This is a genomic window from Thalassobaculum sp. (genome assembly GCF_040219615.1).
Classification (GTDB): domain Bacteria; phylum Pseudomonadota; class Alphaproteobacteria; order Thalassobaculales; family Thalassobaculaceae; genus Thalassobaculum_A.
The window spans coordinates 1-13,757 of record NZ_JAVJSE010000003.1 but is presented as its reverse complement, the minus strand read 5'-3'; the positions used below and the strand labels follow the sequence as shown (position 1 = coordinate 13,757).

General features: G+C 68.8%; 13 protein-coding genes. 10 read left to right on the top strand and 3 right to left on the bottom strand.

Features of this window, described 5'->3' with window-relative positions:
* The first annotated feature begins 156 nt into the window (after positions 1-156).
* Both RIC31_RS00740 and RIC31_RS00735 read left to right on the top strand, forming a co-directional pair.
* Entirely contained in the window at positions 157-1,395 is a 1,239-nt protein-coding gene (locus tag RIC31_RS00740) for an ROK family protein (RefSeq protein ID WP_350100034.1), read from the top strand.
* Positions 1,396-1,429: 34 nt separating this feature from the next.
* Entirely contained in the window at positions 1,430-2,197 is a 768-nt protein-coding gene (locus RIC31_RS00735) for an SDR family NAD(P)-dependent oxidoreductase (RefSeq protein WP_350100032.1), read from the top strand.
* 24 nt (positions 2,198-2,221) lie between these two features.
* Here the strand turns inward: RIC31_RS00735 and RIC31_RS00730 are convergent, their stop codons facing one another.
* Positions 2,222-2,554, bottom strand: a complete 333-nt coding sequence (locus RIC31_RS00730; RefSeq protein ID WP_350100030.1) for an STAS domain-containing protein — start codon at positions 2,552-2,554, stop codon at positions 2,222-2,224.
* Between the two features lie 26 nt (positions 2,555-2,580).
* Positions 2,581-2,994: an ATP-binding protein gene (locus RIC31_RS00725; RefSeq protein ID WP_350100028.1), complete on the bottom strand. Its 414-nt coding sequence runs from the start codon at positions 2,992-2,994 to the stop codon at positions 2,581-2,583.
* Positions 2,995-3,133: 139 nt separating this feature from the next.
* On the opposite strand from RIC31_RS00725, the gene RIC31_RS00720 reads away from it, so the two are divergent.
* From RIC31_RS00720 to RIC31_RS00705, 4 genes are all read left to right on the top strand, one after another.
* Entirely contained in the window at positions 3,134-4,255 is a 1,122-nt protein-coding gene (locus tag RIC31_RS00720; RefSeq protein ID WP_350100026.1) for a hypothetical protein, read from the top strand.
* 75 nt (positions 4,256-4,330) lie between these two features.
* Positions 4,331-5,446, top strand: a complete 1,116-nt coding sequence (locus RIC31_RS00715; RefSeq protein WP_350100024.1) for a hypothetical protein — start codon at positions 4,331-4,333, stop codon at positions 5,444-5,446.
* Between the two features lie 80 nt (positions 5,447-5,526).
* Entirely contained in the window at positions 5,527-6,603 is a 1,077-nt protein-coding gene (locus RIC31_RS00710; protein ID WP_350100022.1) for a tartrate dehydrogenase, read from the top strand.
* A gap of 85 nt (positions 6,604-6,688) precedes the next feature.
* A complete protein-coding gene (locus RIC31_RS00705) occupies positions 6,689-6,991 on the top strand; it encodes a hypothetical protein (protein ID WP_350100020.1) in 303 nt (100 codons plus the stop codon).
* Positions 6,992-7,034: 43 nt separating this feature from the next.
* Here the strand turns inward: RIC31_RS00705 and RIC31_RS00700 are convergent, their stop codons facing one another.
* Positions 7,035-8,393, bottom strand: coding sequence for an MFS transporter (locus RIC31_RS00700; protein WP_350100018.1), 1,359 nt, complete (start codon positions 8,391-8,393; stop codon positions 7,035-7,037).
* A gap of 331 nt (positions 8,394-8,724) precedes the next feature.
* On the opposite strand from RIC31_RS00700, the gene urtA reads away from it, so the two are divergent.
* The 4 genes from urtA (at position 8,725) to urtD (ending at position 13,683) form a co-directional block, all read left to right on the top strand.
* Entirely contained in the window at positions 8,725-10,017 is a 1,293-nt protein-coding gene (gene urtA, locus RIC31_RS00695) for an urea ABC transporter substrate-binding protein (RefSeq protein WP_502989776.1), read from the top strand.
* Positions 10,018-10,125: 108 nt separating this feature from the next.
* Entirely contained in the window at positions 10,126-11,790 is a 1,665-nt protein-coding gene (urtB, locus tag RIC31_RS00690) for an urea ABC transporter permease subunit UrtB (RefSeq protein WP_350100016.1), read from the top strand.
* Between the two features lie 5 nt (positions 11,791-11,795).
* A complete protein-coding gene (gene urtC / locus RIC31_RS00685) occupies positions 11,796-12,929 on the top strand; it encodes an urea ABC transporter permease subunit UrtC (RefSeq protein ID WP_502989775.1) in 1,134 nt (377 codons plus the stop codon).
* A 4-nt stretch (positions 12,930-12,933) separates the two neighbouring features.
* A complete protein-coding gene (urtD, locus tag RIC31_RS00680) occupies positions 12,934-13,683 on the top strand; it encodes an urea ABC transporter ATP-binding protein UrtD (RefSeq protein WP_350100014.1) in 750 nt (249 codons plus the stop codon).
* The last annotated feature ends 74 nt before the right edge of the window (positions 13,684-13,757 follow it).

Sequence of the window (13,757 nt, the reverse complement as noted above, 5' to 3'; positions counted from 1 at the left end):
TGTTTGTTGTATGAATTAATATCCCCCGTCGTCCGGTGACGGTCAACCGATCTTCCGGGGTATTTCCCGCATAGGGGTGAATTTTGTGAGTTCGGTGGTTTGATTAAGTTTCTCAATTGAAATAATATCGCATCCTTCCGTCCATCAGGTCCCGCCATGAACCCGCCCGGCCGTCCGGCCACCAAGGACACCAACCGTGCCAGGCTGCTGCGCCAGCTGCGGCGCTACGGGCCGATGCCCCGGGTCGCGCTGGCGCGCCGGACCCGGCTGAGTGCCGGGGCGGTCTCGGCCATCACCGGCGAACTGATCGAGCAGGGCGTCCTGTGCGAGTTGGCACCGCCGCCCGCCGAGCCGCTGTCCGGGTCCCGCGGCCGGCCGCCCGTTGAGCTCGGGCTGGCGCCCGGCCATGCACGCGTGGCGGCGCTGTCGATCCGGATGAACCTGATCGAGGGAGTGGTCACCGACTTCTCCGGGACCCCGGTCGCGCGCCACGTGGTGGAGTGCCAGACCCGGGGCCTCGATCCGTCGGCGGTGGTGGAGCGCTGTACCGAGGCGATCGCCGGCGCGCTGGAGCGTGCACCCGGCCAGGGGTTGCAGGGCATTGGCCTGGCCGCGCAGGGCATGGTCGATCCGGCGGCCGGCCGGCAGCTGTGGAGCCCGGTGCTGCGGACCGGAGCCATGAGCCTGGCGGCACCGCTCGCCGACCGGTTCGGGGTTCCGGTGCTCGTGGAGAACGACGCCGCCGCGACCTCGCTGGCACTGGTCCGGGATCATCCGGACCTGCAGCGCGGCCTGGTCGCCGTGCTGATGATCGGGCACGGGGTCGGGATGGGGCTGTTGCGCGACGGCGGGCCGTTTCCCGGCAGCCGCGGGTTCTCGTCCGAGATCGGGCATGTGCGGCGGGTGCCCGGCGGGGCGCAGTGCCGGTGCGGACAGCGCGGCTGCATCGAGGCCTATCTCGCCGACTACGCGCTGTATCGCGACGGCCGCAGCCTGGCCGACCTGCCGCAAACCGACTCCCAGCAGCCCACCGACTCCCAGATGGTCGAATTCGCGCGCCGCGCCGAGGCCGGCGAGCCGGGTCTCAGGGCCCTGTTCGCGGAGGCCGGGCGGGCGCTGTCGGACGCCATCTCCATCGTCAGCTCGGTGCTCGCTCCGCGCCGGATCGCGGTCACCGGGTCGGGCCTGCGGGCGTTACATCTGATGGAGCCGTCCTACCGTTCGGCGTTGGCGGGAGCCTTCGCGCCCGGCCTGGTGCCGGACCGCGACGTGGTCTTCGTGCCCGGCGGGACCGAGCGGATCACCGCCGGCATGGCGCATCTGGCTCTCGAGGCGGTCGACGCCGGCCTGGCGGAGCGCCCCGGACGGCCGGCATCGGTCGCCGCCGGGGGCTGAAGATCGGACGAGACGGAACAGAGGGAGAGCAGCGATGTCGAACGGAGCAGTCTATCCGAGCCTGAAGGACCGGGTCGTCCTGGTCACCGGCGGTGCCGGCGGGATCGGGGCGTCGATCGTCGAGCACTTCTGCCGCCAGCAGTCCCGGGTCGGCTTCCTCGACTACGATCGCCAGGGTGGCGAGGCGCTGGCGCGGCGGCTGGCGGCCGAAGGCCTGCCCGAGCCCGCCTTCGAGCACTGCGACCTGCGCGACATCGACGCCCTGCGGGCGGCGGTCTCCGCGATCGCCGGGCGGCTCGGCCCGGTCACCGTGCTGGTCAACAACGCCGCCCATGACGAGCGGCACGATATCGACGCGGTGACGCCGGAATACTGGGACGACCGCATGGCGGTGAACCTGCGGCACCAGTTCTTCGCCGTCCAGGCCGTCTGGAAGGACATGGCGGCGGCCGGCGGCGGCGCGGTGGTCAACCTGGGCTCGGTGACCTGGATGATCGGGCAGGGCGGGATGCCGGGCTATTCGGCGGCGAAGTCCGCGGTGGTCGGCCTGACCCGGTCGCTGGCCCGCGACCTCGGCCCGCACAACATCCGGGTCAACTCGGTGCTGCCCGGCTGGATCATGACCGAGCGGCAGGTCGAGAAGTGGCTGACCCCGGAAGGCGAGGCCGACCTCATGCGTAACCAGTGCCTGAAGCGGAAGCTGGTGCCGGACGACGTCGCGCGGGTGGTGGTGTTCTTCGCCTCGGACGAGGCGGCGGCCTGCACCAACCAGAACTACATCGTCGACGGCGGCTGGGTATGAGCGGTGGACTCCTCCGCGGAGCGCCTAGACCCGGGTCAGGGCCTCGTCCCGGTCGGCACAGACCGTCAGGACGTTCACGAATCCGCTGATCTCGAAGACCTCGCGGACATGAGCGGTCAGCGAGTGCAGGGCGAGGGCGCCGCCGCTGGCCTTGACCCGCTTGGCGACCACCAGGAACACCCGGAGCCCGGCGCTCGACAGGTAGTCGAGGCCCGACGCGTCGACCACGATGCGCGGGCTCCCGGCCTCGATCTGCGCGAGGATCTGCGCTTCGGTGTCCGCGGCGTTGGTGCTGTCCAGCCGGCCGGTCAGCACGACGACGGCCAAATTTCCCTGGCTCTCGATGGACATCGTCATAATGAAACTACCTCTCGTCGATGAGTTCAAAGCTTCTTGGTCAGGGTAAGGCGATTGGCGCCGCCGCGCCGAACGTAGCTCAGCCCGTCCAGCAGAGTCTTGGCGAAATAGACACCGAGGCCACCAATCGGTCGATCGTCGATTCCGGCAGTCGGGTCCGGTTCCGCAACCTCCTCGGTCGGGTCGAACGCGATTCCGCGATGCGCGATCTCCATGGTCATCCGGTCCGGGTCGCGGCGCAGTGTCACCACGATCCGGTGACCGTTGCTCGCGCCGCCATAGGCGATCGCGTTGGTGATCAACTCGTCGGCGGCGAGATTGAGGTGATGCGCGGCCTTCTCAGGAACCCCATGGCGCTCGGCGAACCGCTCCACCGCCAGGGCCAGCCGGCGGATCTCGGAGAGCTCGTTCGTCAGTCGAAGGGTCTGGGTCGCTGTCATATTCGCAGGTTGTCCGGGACTGCGCCTCGAACCCGTAATGTTCGAGCCCGGCGACATGCTCACATGGGTTATATATAGCCTCGAGGCGATCAGGGATAGGCGGGGGAAACGTCAGCGAGCCCCCGCCGACAGAGTCGAGATGGGCGGCTACAAGTCAGAACGGGCACGGGCGTCGATCGACTCGATCGACCGGCAGATTCTGAAAATCGGCGCGGGCGCCACCGTCTGGTCCGAGGAGGCGCTGCGGCGCTTGTGCGGCATGCTGCGGGTTCACTCGGTCGCCGTCCGCGATGCCCGGGCCGACATGCTGACGATCCGCGGGCCGATCTGGCGGTCGGTCGAATCGGTTTCAGGGCATCTGGCGTCCGACGTCTGCCCGGTCTTCCTCGACCGGTTCGAGCGCATGCTGCCGATGGGCGATCGCAGTCAGGCCCGGCGGGCCGACGGCGAGGCGTCGGTGATCCAGTACGCCGAGGCGATCGCCATGGTGTTCTCCTGGGAAGCCACCGTCGGCAAGCATGTGCTGCTGCGGGCCAGCATCCAGAAGCGCCTGGCCGAGATCGCGGCGGCCTGGCAGCGGCGGATCGACGAGCATCTCCGGCTCGCCAACGAGGCCGACATCCCCGACTTCCGGCATCTCGGCCGGGACATCCTGCGGGCCGAGGTCGCCGAATGGGCCCTGAGCCAGGCCGGCGCGCCCGAGCACTCCGCCGCCATCCTGCAGCGCGCCAACCGGGTTGCGCGCGATGCGGTGAAATGGGCCGCCCGGGTGTTCGAGCGGTTCCGGGCGACGCCCGACGAACTCAGCCACTTCGACGCCGTGGCGACCCTGGCGGCGGTCGACGAGCTGCTGGTGGTGATCCTCCGGGTCCACGACAGCGACCGGATGGAACGCGAGGCGGGCAGCCATCCGTTCGTGCTGACCATCGGCGAGCAGGCCATGCAGGAGTTCGCGACCGGGCTCGCCCACATGACCGGCCGCTACCTGCAGATCGCCGACCAGCATCTGCTCGCCGACGGTGCCGCGGGCTCGTTCGTGTCGTCGGTGCTGCGCGTGCTGGACCGCATTCTGCGGGTCGAGCACCTGCTGGCGCCGCTCGTCGACGCCCTCGGGATCAAACTCGACCACGCCGGGACCGTTGCCAGGATGGTGGCGCTGCAGGACCGGCTGCGGGCCCGGATGGCGAAGGGCGACCCGTCCCCGGATCATGTGGCCCGCTTCGATATCCTGGAGGCCGCGCTGGGACCGGTCCGGACCTGACGACTTGCCGGTGCCGTGTCATTGTGCCGGCATGGCGGGACGGCCACCGCCACCGGGAACGTTTGGGGGAGGCGGTTGACCAACGGAGAGCGCGCGCAGGCCTCCATCGAGGCTGTTGAGCAGCAGATCCTGGCGTCGTGCAGAGGGCAGCCGACGATCTCCGCCGCCGGGATCGTCCATCTGCGGTCCATGCTGACGGGTCATGCCGATGAAATCCGATCGGCGAAGGCCGGCGACTCGACGCTGCGTGCCGCGGCCAGCCGCTCGTCCGCCGCGGTCGCGGCGCATCTCGCCGACATCGTCTGTCCGATCCTGCTGTCGCGTTTCGCGACGCTGCTGCCGATCTCCGACGGGATCGGCATCCCCCGGGCTGCTGACGAGGCGGCCGCCGCCGACTACGCCGACGCGCTTGCGTCGGTATTCGCGTGGGAGGGCGCGGTCGGCCCCGATTCCAGGCTGCGCGGGGCGATACAGGGCCGGCTCAGCTCGGTCACCAGGAGCTGCCGTGCCCGCATCGAATCACATCTCGACGTCACCAGCGACGACGATTTCCCCGACGTCCGGCTGCTGGCCCGAGACATCCTGCGGATCGAGGCGGTGGAATGGGCGGTGGAGATCGCGGGCGGCCCTTCCCATGCGGCCGAGCTGCGGCACCTGGCGCACCACGCCGCCCGGCAGGCGATTCAGTGGAGCGGCCGGGTGTTCGAACGTTTCAGGGCCGGCCCGGACGAATTCACGCATTTCGACGCGGTCGCGACTCTGTCGGCGGTCGACGACCTTCTGGTGGTGATCCTGCGCGTGCTGGAAAGCGACCGCGACGACCGGGCGGCCGGCAGCCATCCGTTCGTGCTGACCCTCGGCGAACAGGCGTTGCAGGATTTCGGCAGCGGGCTGGAGCAGATGACCCGGCGCTACCTGGCGATCGTCGATGTCCATCTGCTGGCCGACGGGCCCAGCGGCGACTTCGTGCTGTCGGTGCTGCAATTGCTGCAGCGGGTCCTGAGGCTGGGCCATGCCCTGCTGCGATCGGTCGACGTCCTGGAGATCCATCTGAACCACGTGTCGGCGCAGCAGCGCATGACGGCGTTCCGGGCGGTGCTGCGGAAGGCGACGGCGGGTGCCGGCGCCCCGCGCGAGTACACCGCCCGGCTGACGGTCCTGGAAGCGGCCCTGGCCGAGGTCGGGGCCTGAGCGGTCTTCCCGATCCCGGAAATCCGGCTAGTCTCGCGGCGACACGGGGACCGTCCGCCCCGACCGCTCAGGAGGCATTCATGAAGACCCATCGCATCGCCAGCATTCCCGGAGACGGTATCGGACCGGAGGTGATCTCGGCCGGAGTCGAGGTCCTGCGGGCCGTGGCAGAGCGCGACGGCGGCTTCGAGGTCGAGGTCGAGACCTTCCCCTGGGGGGCCGACTACTACCGGGCGAACGGGATGATGATGCCGGAGGACGGCGTCGACACCCTGCGGGGCTTCGACGCGATCTACTTCGGTTCCGCGGGCGACCCGCACCTGCCCGATCACATCACCCTGTGGGGGTTGCGGCTGAAGATCTGCCAGACCCTGGACCAGTATGCCAACGTCCGGCCGTCGCGCCTGCTGGCCGGCATCGAGGGGCCGCTCAAGGGCGTCGGGCCGGACCGGCTGGACTGGGTGATCGTGCGTGAGAACTCGGAGGGCGAGTACTCCGGTGCCGGCGGCCGCGTGCACCAGGGCCTGCCCGAGGAGGTCGGGCTCGACGTCTCGATCTTCACCCGGGTCGGGGTCGAGCGGATCCAGCGCTTCGCCTTCGAACTGGCCCGCAGCCGCCCGCGCAAGCTGCTGACCCTGGTAACCAAGTCGAACGCGCAGCGCCATGGCATGGTGTTCTGGGACACGGTGTTCGACCGCATCAAGGGCGACTACCCCGACGTCCGGACCGACAAGATGCTGGTCGACGCCATGACCACCCGCATGGTGCTGAAGCCCGAGAGCATCGATACCGTCGTCGCCACCAACCTGCACGCCGACGTGCTGTCTGACCTGGCCGCCGCGCTGTCCGGGTCGCTCGGCATCGCGCCGACCGGCAACCTGCGGCCGGAACGCGACTTCCCCTCGATGTTCGAGCCGATCCACGGCTCCGCCTTCGACATCATGGGCAAAGGCATCGCCAATCCGATCGGCTCGTTCTGGAGTGCTGCGATGATGCTGGAGCATCTCGGCGAGCCCGGCGCGGCCGGCCGGCTGATGACGGCGGTCGAGCGCGTCACCGCGGCCGGAGACGCGATGCCGCGCGACCTCGGCGGGACCGCGAGCACCCGCGAGGTGACCGACGCGGTGCTGGCCGCCCTGCGGCTCGAGAACGCCTGAACCCGGGTCGGAGCGGCGCCCGCGAACGGAACTGACGGTCGGATCATGCGTTGCCCTTGCGTCCCTTGCGGGCGCGGAGGGTGTCATGAGCATTCGTTTGGCCATCTTGTTGTCGGGGTCGCTGCTGGTGAGCGCCGCGGGCGGCGCGATCGCCGGATGGCCCGTGCTGCTTGCCGCCGGCAGCGACCGGGCGCCGGTCGACAGCGCCCCGACCCCTGAACTGAACCGGTCGCGCCACGCGGTTCTGGCATCCCTCGAGTCGTCCCGCGAAGAGGTCCGGCGGCGGTTGGCGGAACTCGAACTGCTGGCCGAACTGATGGCCGATGCCTCGCCTCGCCGCGACCGGCTGCTGCCGGAAGCGACAATGGCGGGCGGGGCCGGCCGGTAGGCGCGTCACCATCCGGCGACGCGCCCGGCGGTGCCATCGATGTTCAACGTATCGTCGCCCAGGCACCTGCGACGGTCGACACCGTGACGAGCCCGGTGGCGATGAACAGCAGTCCGTAGGTATGACCGCCGGCCAGCACGGTGCTGGCCAATGCTACTCCGATCGTTCCCCCGAGCATCTGGATGGTGAGGTTGACGCCGCCTGCCTGGCCGCGAAGCTCTGGCGGCGCCGAACTCATGAGCGCCCGACGCGACGTGACCGCGAGAAACGGCAGGGTTGCCCCCCAGACCGGCAGGATCCAGGCGAGCGCCTGGTAGTCCCCGTGCTGCATCACGATCCCGCTCAGGATCAGCGCCGCGCCGTTCAGGGCCAGCCCCGATACCAGCGGAAGCCGGGAACCGAACAGGTCGGCGACCCGGCCCGCCAGGACGGACGTAAGCAATGTAGGCAGGACGGCGGTCGCGACCAACGCCCCGGCCGCGACCGGTGGCAGGCCTGGTCCGGCCTGCAGATATTGGACGGCGAAGACGAAGGTGATCATCTTGTTCGCCTGAAAGACGAAGAACACGAGATTGCCGCCGTTGAAGGCCCGGGCTCGGAACAGTCCCAACTGAAAGATCGGCGCTTTCACACGGGATTCGATCAGGAAGAAGGCGACCAGCGCGAGGATTCCGACGGCCAGCAGGGCCTGGGTACCTGGGGCCGCCCATCCCCAGTCGCCGCTCTGCATCAGGGCGACGACCAGCGCCGTCAGTCCGACCGTCACGGTCGTGACCCCGGGCAGGTCGAGCGAGGCTGCAGGCTTCGGCGCCGCGGAAGCGTCCGTTTCGTCCACCCGCGACTTCGCCGACAAGGCGGCGAGCACGAGGAGCAGGACGGGCAAAGGGTTGATCCAGAAGATCCAGCGCCAGGACAGGACCTCGGTGAGCAGTCCGCCGAGGAACGGGCCGGCCGCCATGAAGACGGCGGCGACCGTCGTCTGCACCCCGAAGGCCAGGCCGCGACGCTCGGGCGGGTAGGCGGACGTGACCATGGCCAGCCCGGCCGGAAACATCAGCGCCGTTCCGACGCCCTGAACCGCCCGAGCGGCGATCAGGAGCGTTCCACCGGTGGACAGGGCGCCGGCCGCGGAGGCTATGCCGAAGATCGCGGCGCCGGCGACGAAGCAGCGCCGGTGCCCGAGGACATCGCCCAGGCGTCCGCCGATCGCGACCAGACAGGTCAATGACAGCAGGTAGGCGTTGACGACCCAATGGGCCTCGATCGCGGAGAGCAGGAGCTCTGACCGGATGGTCGGCAGGGCCGCGCCGACGATCGTTTCATCCAGAACCGACAGGCCGAGGGCACCCGACGCCGCCCCCAGGACCAGCCATGGCCGGCCGTCGTCGCGTGCGTGCTGCATGGCGCGGCCCCCGTTCCCGATCATGCCCCGAGCCCCGTCATGCGCGGGCTCCCCTGAACGATCAGGCAAGCGTCCGGCATTCTCAACCCTGCAGTCATGGGCGTCGCTGGATCGGCTCGCCGGGCGGTTCCGAATTGCGTGTTTTTGCGGCCATTGCCCGAATCCGCGTCATTTTGCATTGCGGCATTCATAAGTCGAACGCAGTCGGTTCATTCGAATTCAATACACGATAACAGTAAATTAACTCCCTTCCAGTTCCCGGGCATGCCTCTTGCAGCGCACACTGGGCGCGGGCGGGGGGCTGCCCGCGACACAACAGAGGAGGCGGGGAGTGAAAGCACACTTCCATATCAAACTGGCGGCGGCGGCGATTGCAGCGGGGACCCTGCTCGGCGCACAGGCCGTGTCGGCCGCGGAGACCATCAAGGTCGGCATCCTGCATTCCCTGTCGGGCACCATGGCGATCAGCGAGACCACGCTGAAGGACGTCATGCTGATGCTGATCGAGCAGCAGAACGCCAAGGGCGGCCTGCTGGGCAAGAAACTCGAGGCGGTGGTCGTCGACCCGGCCTCGAACTGGCCGCTGTTCGCCGAAAAGGCGCGCGAACTGATCGCCGGCCAGAAGGTGGCCGCGGTGTTCGGCTGCTGGACCAGCGTGTCGCGCAAGTCGGTGCTGCCGGTGTTCGAGGAGCTGAACAGCCTGCTGTTCTATCCGGTCCAGTACGAGGGCGAGGAGAGCCAGCGCAACGTGTTCTACACCGGTGCCGCGCCGAACCAGCAGGCGATCCCGGCGGTCGACTACCTGCGCGACGTCGAGGGCGTGAAGCGCTGGGTGCTGGCCGGCACCGACTACGTCTACCCGCGCACGACCAACAAGATCCTCGAGACCTATCTCAAGGACAGCGGCGTGCCGGCCGAAGACATCATGATCAACTACACGCCGTTCGGGCATTCCGACTGGCAGACCATCGTCGCCGAAATCAAGAAGTTCGGCTCGGCGGGCAAGAAGACGGCGGTGGTGTCGACCATCAACGGCGACGCCAACGTGCCGTTCTACAAGGAGCTGGCCAACCAGGGCATCAAGGCCGAGGACATCCCGGTCGTGGCGTTCTCGGTCGGCGAGGAGGAGCTGGCGGGCATCGACACCGGTCCGCTGGTCGGCCACCTGGCCGCCTGGAACTACTTCATGTCGGTTCCGGCCCCGGAGAACGCGGCCTTCATCAAGGAATGGCAGGCGTTCACCAAGAACGACAAGCGCGTCAGCAACGACCCGATGGAAGCCCACTACATCGGTTTCAACATGTGGGTGAAGGCGGTCGAGAAGGCCGGCACCACCGATCCCGACGCCGTCATCGACGCGATCGTCGGCGTCTCCGTGCCGAACCTGACCGGCGGCTTCTCGGCGATGATGCCGAACCACCACATCACCAAGCCGGTCCTGATCGGCGAGATCCAGGACAACGGCCAGTTCGACGTGGTCTGGAAGACCTCGGGCCTGGTGGTCGGCGACGAGTGGTCCGACTTCCTGCCGGACTCCAAGGCGCTGATCTCCGACTGGCGCAAGCCGATGTCGTGCGGAAACTTCAACACCGCGACCGGCAAGTGCGGCGGCAAGGGCAGCTGACGCCCGCCCCCGCCTGACCGGTTCCGGTTCCCGGGGTGGCCCGTCCACCCCGGGGCCGGACACGGTCCGCTCCGTTTCCCGACGCTGTTCGGCCAAGGAGACTTGCCCATGCTTACCGGGCCAGGGCCCATCGGGCTCGCGTCCTTCGGGACGATCTTCCGTCGCGCCGCCTTCGCGATCGCCGTGCTGATCGGATGCCAGGCCGCTCATTCGACAGACGCCCTGGCCGACGCGGACGTCATCCGCGCCAGGGTCGAGGCGCTGGCCACTGCCGATTTCGCCGCCAAGGAAGCCATCGTCACCGAACTCGCCGCCATGGGCGATGCCGCCGCGGTTCCGGCGCTGCGCGCGTTCGGCGACGGCGACCTCCAGGTCCGCAAGTCGGACGGGAGGGTCGTCATCGCGGTACGCGACGGCAACGCCTACAAGGCGCTCGACCCGATGACCGGCGAGGAGCTGGGCTCGGTCGAGCGCAGCCAGCTCGAAAAGATCCGGGTGAACAACAATCTGCGCCGGGCGGTGCGGGCCGCCGTCGGCTCGCTGACCCTGCTCAGCAAGGATGTCTCGATCCGCCGCAAGGCCGCCGAATCGGTGTTCAAGAGCCGCGACCCGAGCGCGCTCGAAACCCTCGACGAGGCGATCGCCGCCGAGGTCGACGGCGGCGTGCGCCGGGTCATGGAGCAGGCGCGGGCGGCGGCGATCCTGCAGACCGACCGGCCCGAGGCCGACAAGCTGGCCGCCATCCAGGTGATCGCGGCGCGCGGCGACCAGGACGCCAAGGCGCTGCTGTCGGCGGTGGCGGCGGCCTCCGAGGGCGAGGTGCAGAAGAAGGCGACCGCGGCGATCGCCCTCATGCAGCAGTCGCTGATGATGTGGGAGGCCGCGCAGAACGTCTGGTACGGCCTGTCACTCGGCTCGGTCCTGCTGCTCGCCGCCATCGGACTGGCGATCACCTTCGGGGTCATGGGCGTCATCAACATGGCCCATGGCGAGATGGTGATGATCGGCGCCTATGTGACCTTCATGGTGCAGGACGTCATCCGGACCTCGGCGCCGTGGCTGTTCGACGCCTCACTGGTGATCGCCCTGCCGCTCGCCTTCCTGGTCGCCGGCGCGATCGGCGTGGCGATCGAGCGCGGCATCATCCGCTGGCTGTACGGCCGGCCGCTCGAGACCCTGCTCGCCACCTGGGGCCTGTCGCTGGTGCTGCAGCAGGCGGTGCGCTCGCTGTTCGGCCCGAGCAACCGCGAGGTCGGGGCGCCGAGCTGGATGAGCGGGGCCTTCGACCTGGGCGGCCTGACCCTGACCTACGGCCGGGTCTGGATCATCGTGTTCGCGCTGTTCACCTTCGCGCTGCTGTTGGTGGTGCTGCGGCGCACGTCGTTCGGCCTGCAGATGCGCGCCGTCACCCAGAACCGCCGGATGGCGAGCTCGATGGGCATCCGGACAACCTGGGTGGACGCCCTGACCTTCGGCCTCGGCTCCGGGGTTGCCGGGGTCGCCGGGGTGGCGCTGTCGCAGATCGACAACGTCAGCCCGAACCTCGGCCAGTCCTACATCATCGACAGCTTCATGGTGGTGGTGTTCGGCGGGGTCGGGAACCTGTGGGGCACCCTCGTCGGTGCGCTCACCCTCGGGGTCGTCAACAAGTTCCTGGAGCCCTATGCCGGCGCGGTGCTGGGCAAGATCCTGGTGCTGGTGTTCATCATCCTGTTCATCCAGAAGCGCCCGCGCGGCATGTTCGCGCTGAAGGGCCGGGCGGTGGAGTCGTGAGAGGGATGCCGCTCGGCCTCGGTCGTCTTGGTGTCGCCTTCCTCGCGGCCCTGGTGGCGGCGGCGGTGATGGTGCCGATCCTGAACCTCAGCCTGCCGCCGAGCTCGGCCTGGCATGTGTCGACGACCACGGTGGTGCTGTTCGGCAAGTATCTCTGCTACGCCCTGCTGGCCCTGTCGATCGACCTGGTCTGGGGCTATTGCGGCATCCTGAGCCTGGGCCATGGCGCGTTCTTCGCGCTCGGCGGCTACGCCATGGGGATGCACCTGATGCGCGAGATCGGCAGCCGCGGCGTCTACGGCAACCCGGTGCTGCCTGACTTCATGGTGTTCCTGAACTGGAAGGAGCTGCCCTGGTACTGGTACGGCTTCGACCAGCTGTGGTTCGCCCTGCTGATGGTGGTGCTGGTGCCCGGCGCGCTGGCCTTCGTGTTCGGCGCCTTCGCCTTCCGGTCGCGGGTCACCGGCGTGTACCTGTCGATCATCACCCAGGCGATGACCTTCGCGCTGATGCTGGCGTTCTTCCGCAACGACATGGGGCTGGGCGGCAACAACGGCCTGACCGACTTCAAGGACGTGCTGGGGATCGACCTGCAGAGCGACGCCACCCGCTGCGGGCTGTTCGCGCTGTCGGCGGTCGCGCTCGCCGGCGGCTTCCTGCTGTGCCGAGCGATCGTCGCCAGCAAGCTCGGCAAGGTGCTGGTGGCGGTGCGCGACGCCGAGAGCCGGACCCGCTTCATCGGCTACCGGGTCGAGCACTACAAGCTGTTCGTGTTCACGGTGTCGGCGATGATGGCCGGGGTGGCGGGCGCGCTCTACGTCCCGCAGGTCGGCATCATCAACCCGAGCGAGTTCGCGCCGGCCAACTCGATCGAGGCGGTGATCTGGGTGGCGGTCGGCGGCCGTGGCACCCTGGTCGGCGCCGCCATCGGCGCGCTGGTGGTCAACATCGGCAAGAGCTGGTTCACCGGCGCGCTGCCGGAGCTGTGGCTGTTCGCGCTGGGCGGGCTGTTCATCTTCGTGACGCTGTTCCTGCCGAAGGGCCTGCTCGGACTGCTGGGGTCCCGCAAAGTGCTGCCGGCGCCGGCGGTCGAGGACGAGCTGCCGGTCGAGACGCCCGAGCGGCGGGCGGCGGAGTGAGGCCATGACCGACCTTGTGAATTCGCTGCTGTACCTGGACGGCGTGACCGTCAGCTTCGACGGCTTCCGGGCGCTCAACAACCTGTCGCTGACCGTCGGCCACGGCGAGATGCGGGCGATCATCGGGCCGAACGGCGCCGGCAAGACCACGATGATGGACGTCATCACCGGCAAGACCCGGCCGGACCGGGGCGACGTGCTGTTCGACGGCCACCACGACCTGACCCGACTGGACGAGGCGGCGATCGCCGAGCTCGGGATCGGCCGCAAGTTCCAGCGCCCGACGGTGTTCGACAGCCACAGCGTGCTCGACAACATCGTGCTCGCGCTGGAGGGCCCGCGCGGGGTGTTCTCCAGCCTGTTCGCCCGGCTGACCGAACCGCAGCACGACCGCATCGACGGCGTGCTGGAGACCATCCGGCTGACCGACCGGCGCGACGCCCTGGCCGGCTCGCTGTCGCACGGCCAGAAGCAGTGGCTGGAGATCGGCATGCTGCTCATGCAGGAGCCCGAACTGCTTCTCGTCGATGAGCCCGCCGCCGGCATGACCGACGCGGAGACCGAGCACACCGCCGATTTGCTCAAGGAGATCTCCAAGGAAAAGTCGGTGGTCGTCGTCGAACACGACATGGAGTTCATCCGCATGCTCGACACGCGGGTCACCGTGCTCCACGAGGGCAGCGTGCTGGCCGAAGGATCGATCGACACGGTCCAGGCGAACCTGGACGTGATCGACGTCTATCTGGGGCGCTGACGATGCTGCAGGTCGAAAACGTCGATCTCTTCTACGGCGGCAGCCAGGCTCTCCGGAGCGTTTCCGTCTCGGCG

Excerpts from the sequence above, each read along its gene's own strand:
- RIC31_RS00740 (WP_350100034.1), top strand. The coding sequence starts at position 157 with ATGAACCCGCCCGGCCGTCCGGCCACCAAGGACACCAACCGTGCCAGG.
- RIC31_RS00735 (WP_350100032.1), top strand. The coding sequence starts at position 1,430 with ATGTCGAACGGAGCAGTCTATCCGAGCCTGAAGGACCGGGTCGTCCTG.
- RIC31_RS00730 (WP_350100030.1), bottom strand. The coding sequence starts at position 2,554 with ATGACGATGTCCATCGAGAGCCAGGGAAATTTGGCCGTCGTCGTGCTG.
- RIC31_RS00725 (WP_350100028.1), bottom strand. The coding sequence starts at position 2,994 with ATGACAGCGACCCAGACCCTTCGACTGACGAACGAGCTCTCCGAGATC.
- RIC31_RS00720 (WP_350100026.1), top strand. The coding sequence starts at position 3,134 with ATGGGCGGCTACAAGTCAGAACGGGCACGGGCGTCGATCGACTCGATC.
- RIC31_RS00710 (WP_350100022.1), top strand. The coding sequence starts at position 5,527 with ATGAAGACCCATCGCATCGCCAGCATTCCCGGAGACGGTATCGGACCG.
- RIC31_RS00705 (WP_350100020.1), top strand. The coding sequence starts at position 6,689 with ATGAGCATTCGTTTGGCCATCTTGTTGTCGGGGTCGCTGCTGGTGAGC.
- RIC31_RS00700 (WP_350100018.1), bottom strand. The coding sequence starts at position 8,393 with ATGCAGCACGCACGCGACGACGGCCGGCCATGGCTGGTCCTGGGGGCG.
- urtB (WP_350100016.1), top strand. The coding sequence starts at position 10,126 with ATGCTTACCGGGCCAGGGCCCATCGGGCTCGCGTCCTTCGGGACGATC.
- urtC (WP_502989775.1), top strand. The coding sequence starts at position 11,796 with ATGCCGCTCGGCCTCGGTCGTCTTGGTGTCGCCTTCCTCGCGGCCCTG.
- urtD (WP_350100014.1), top strand. The coding sequence starts at position 12,934 with ATGACCGACCTTGTGAATTCGCTGCTGTACCTGGACGGCGTGACCGTC.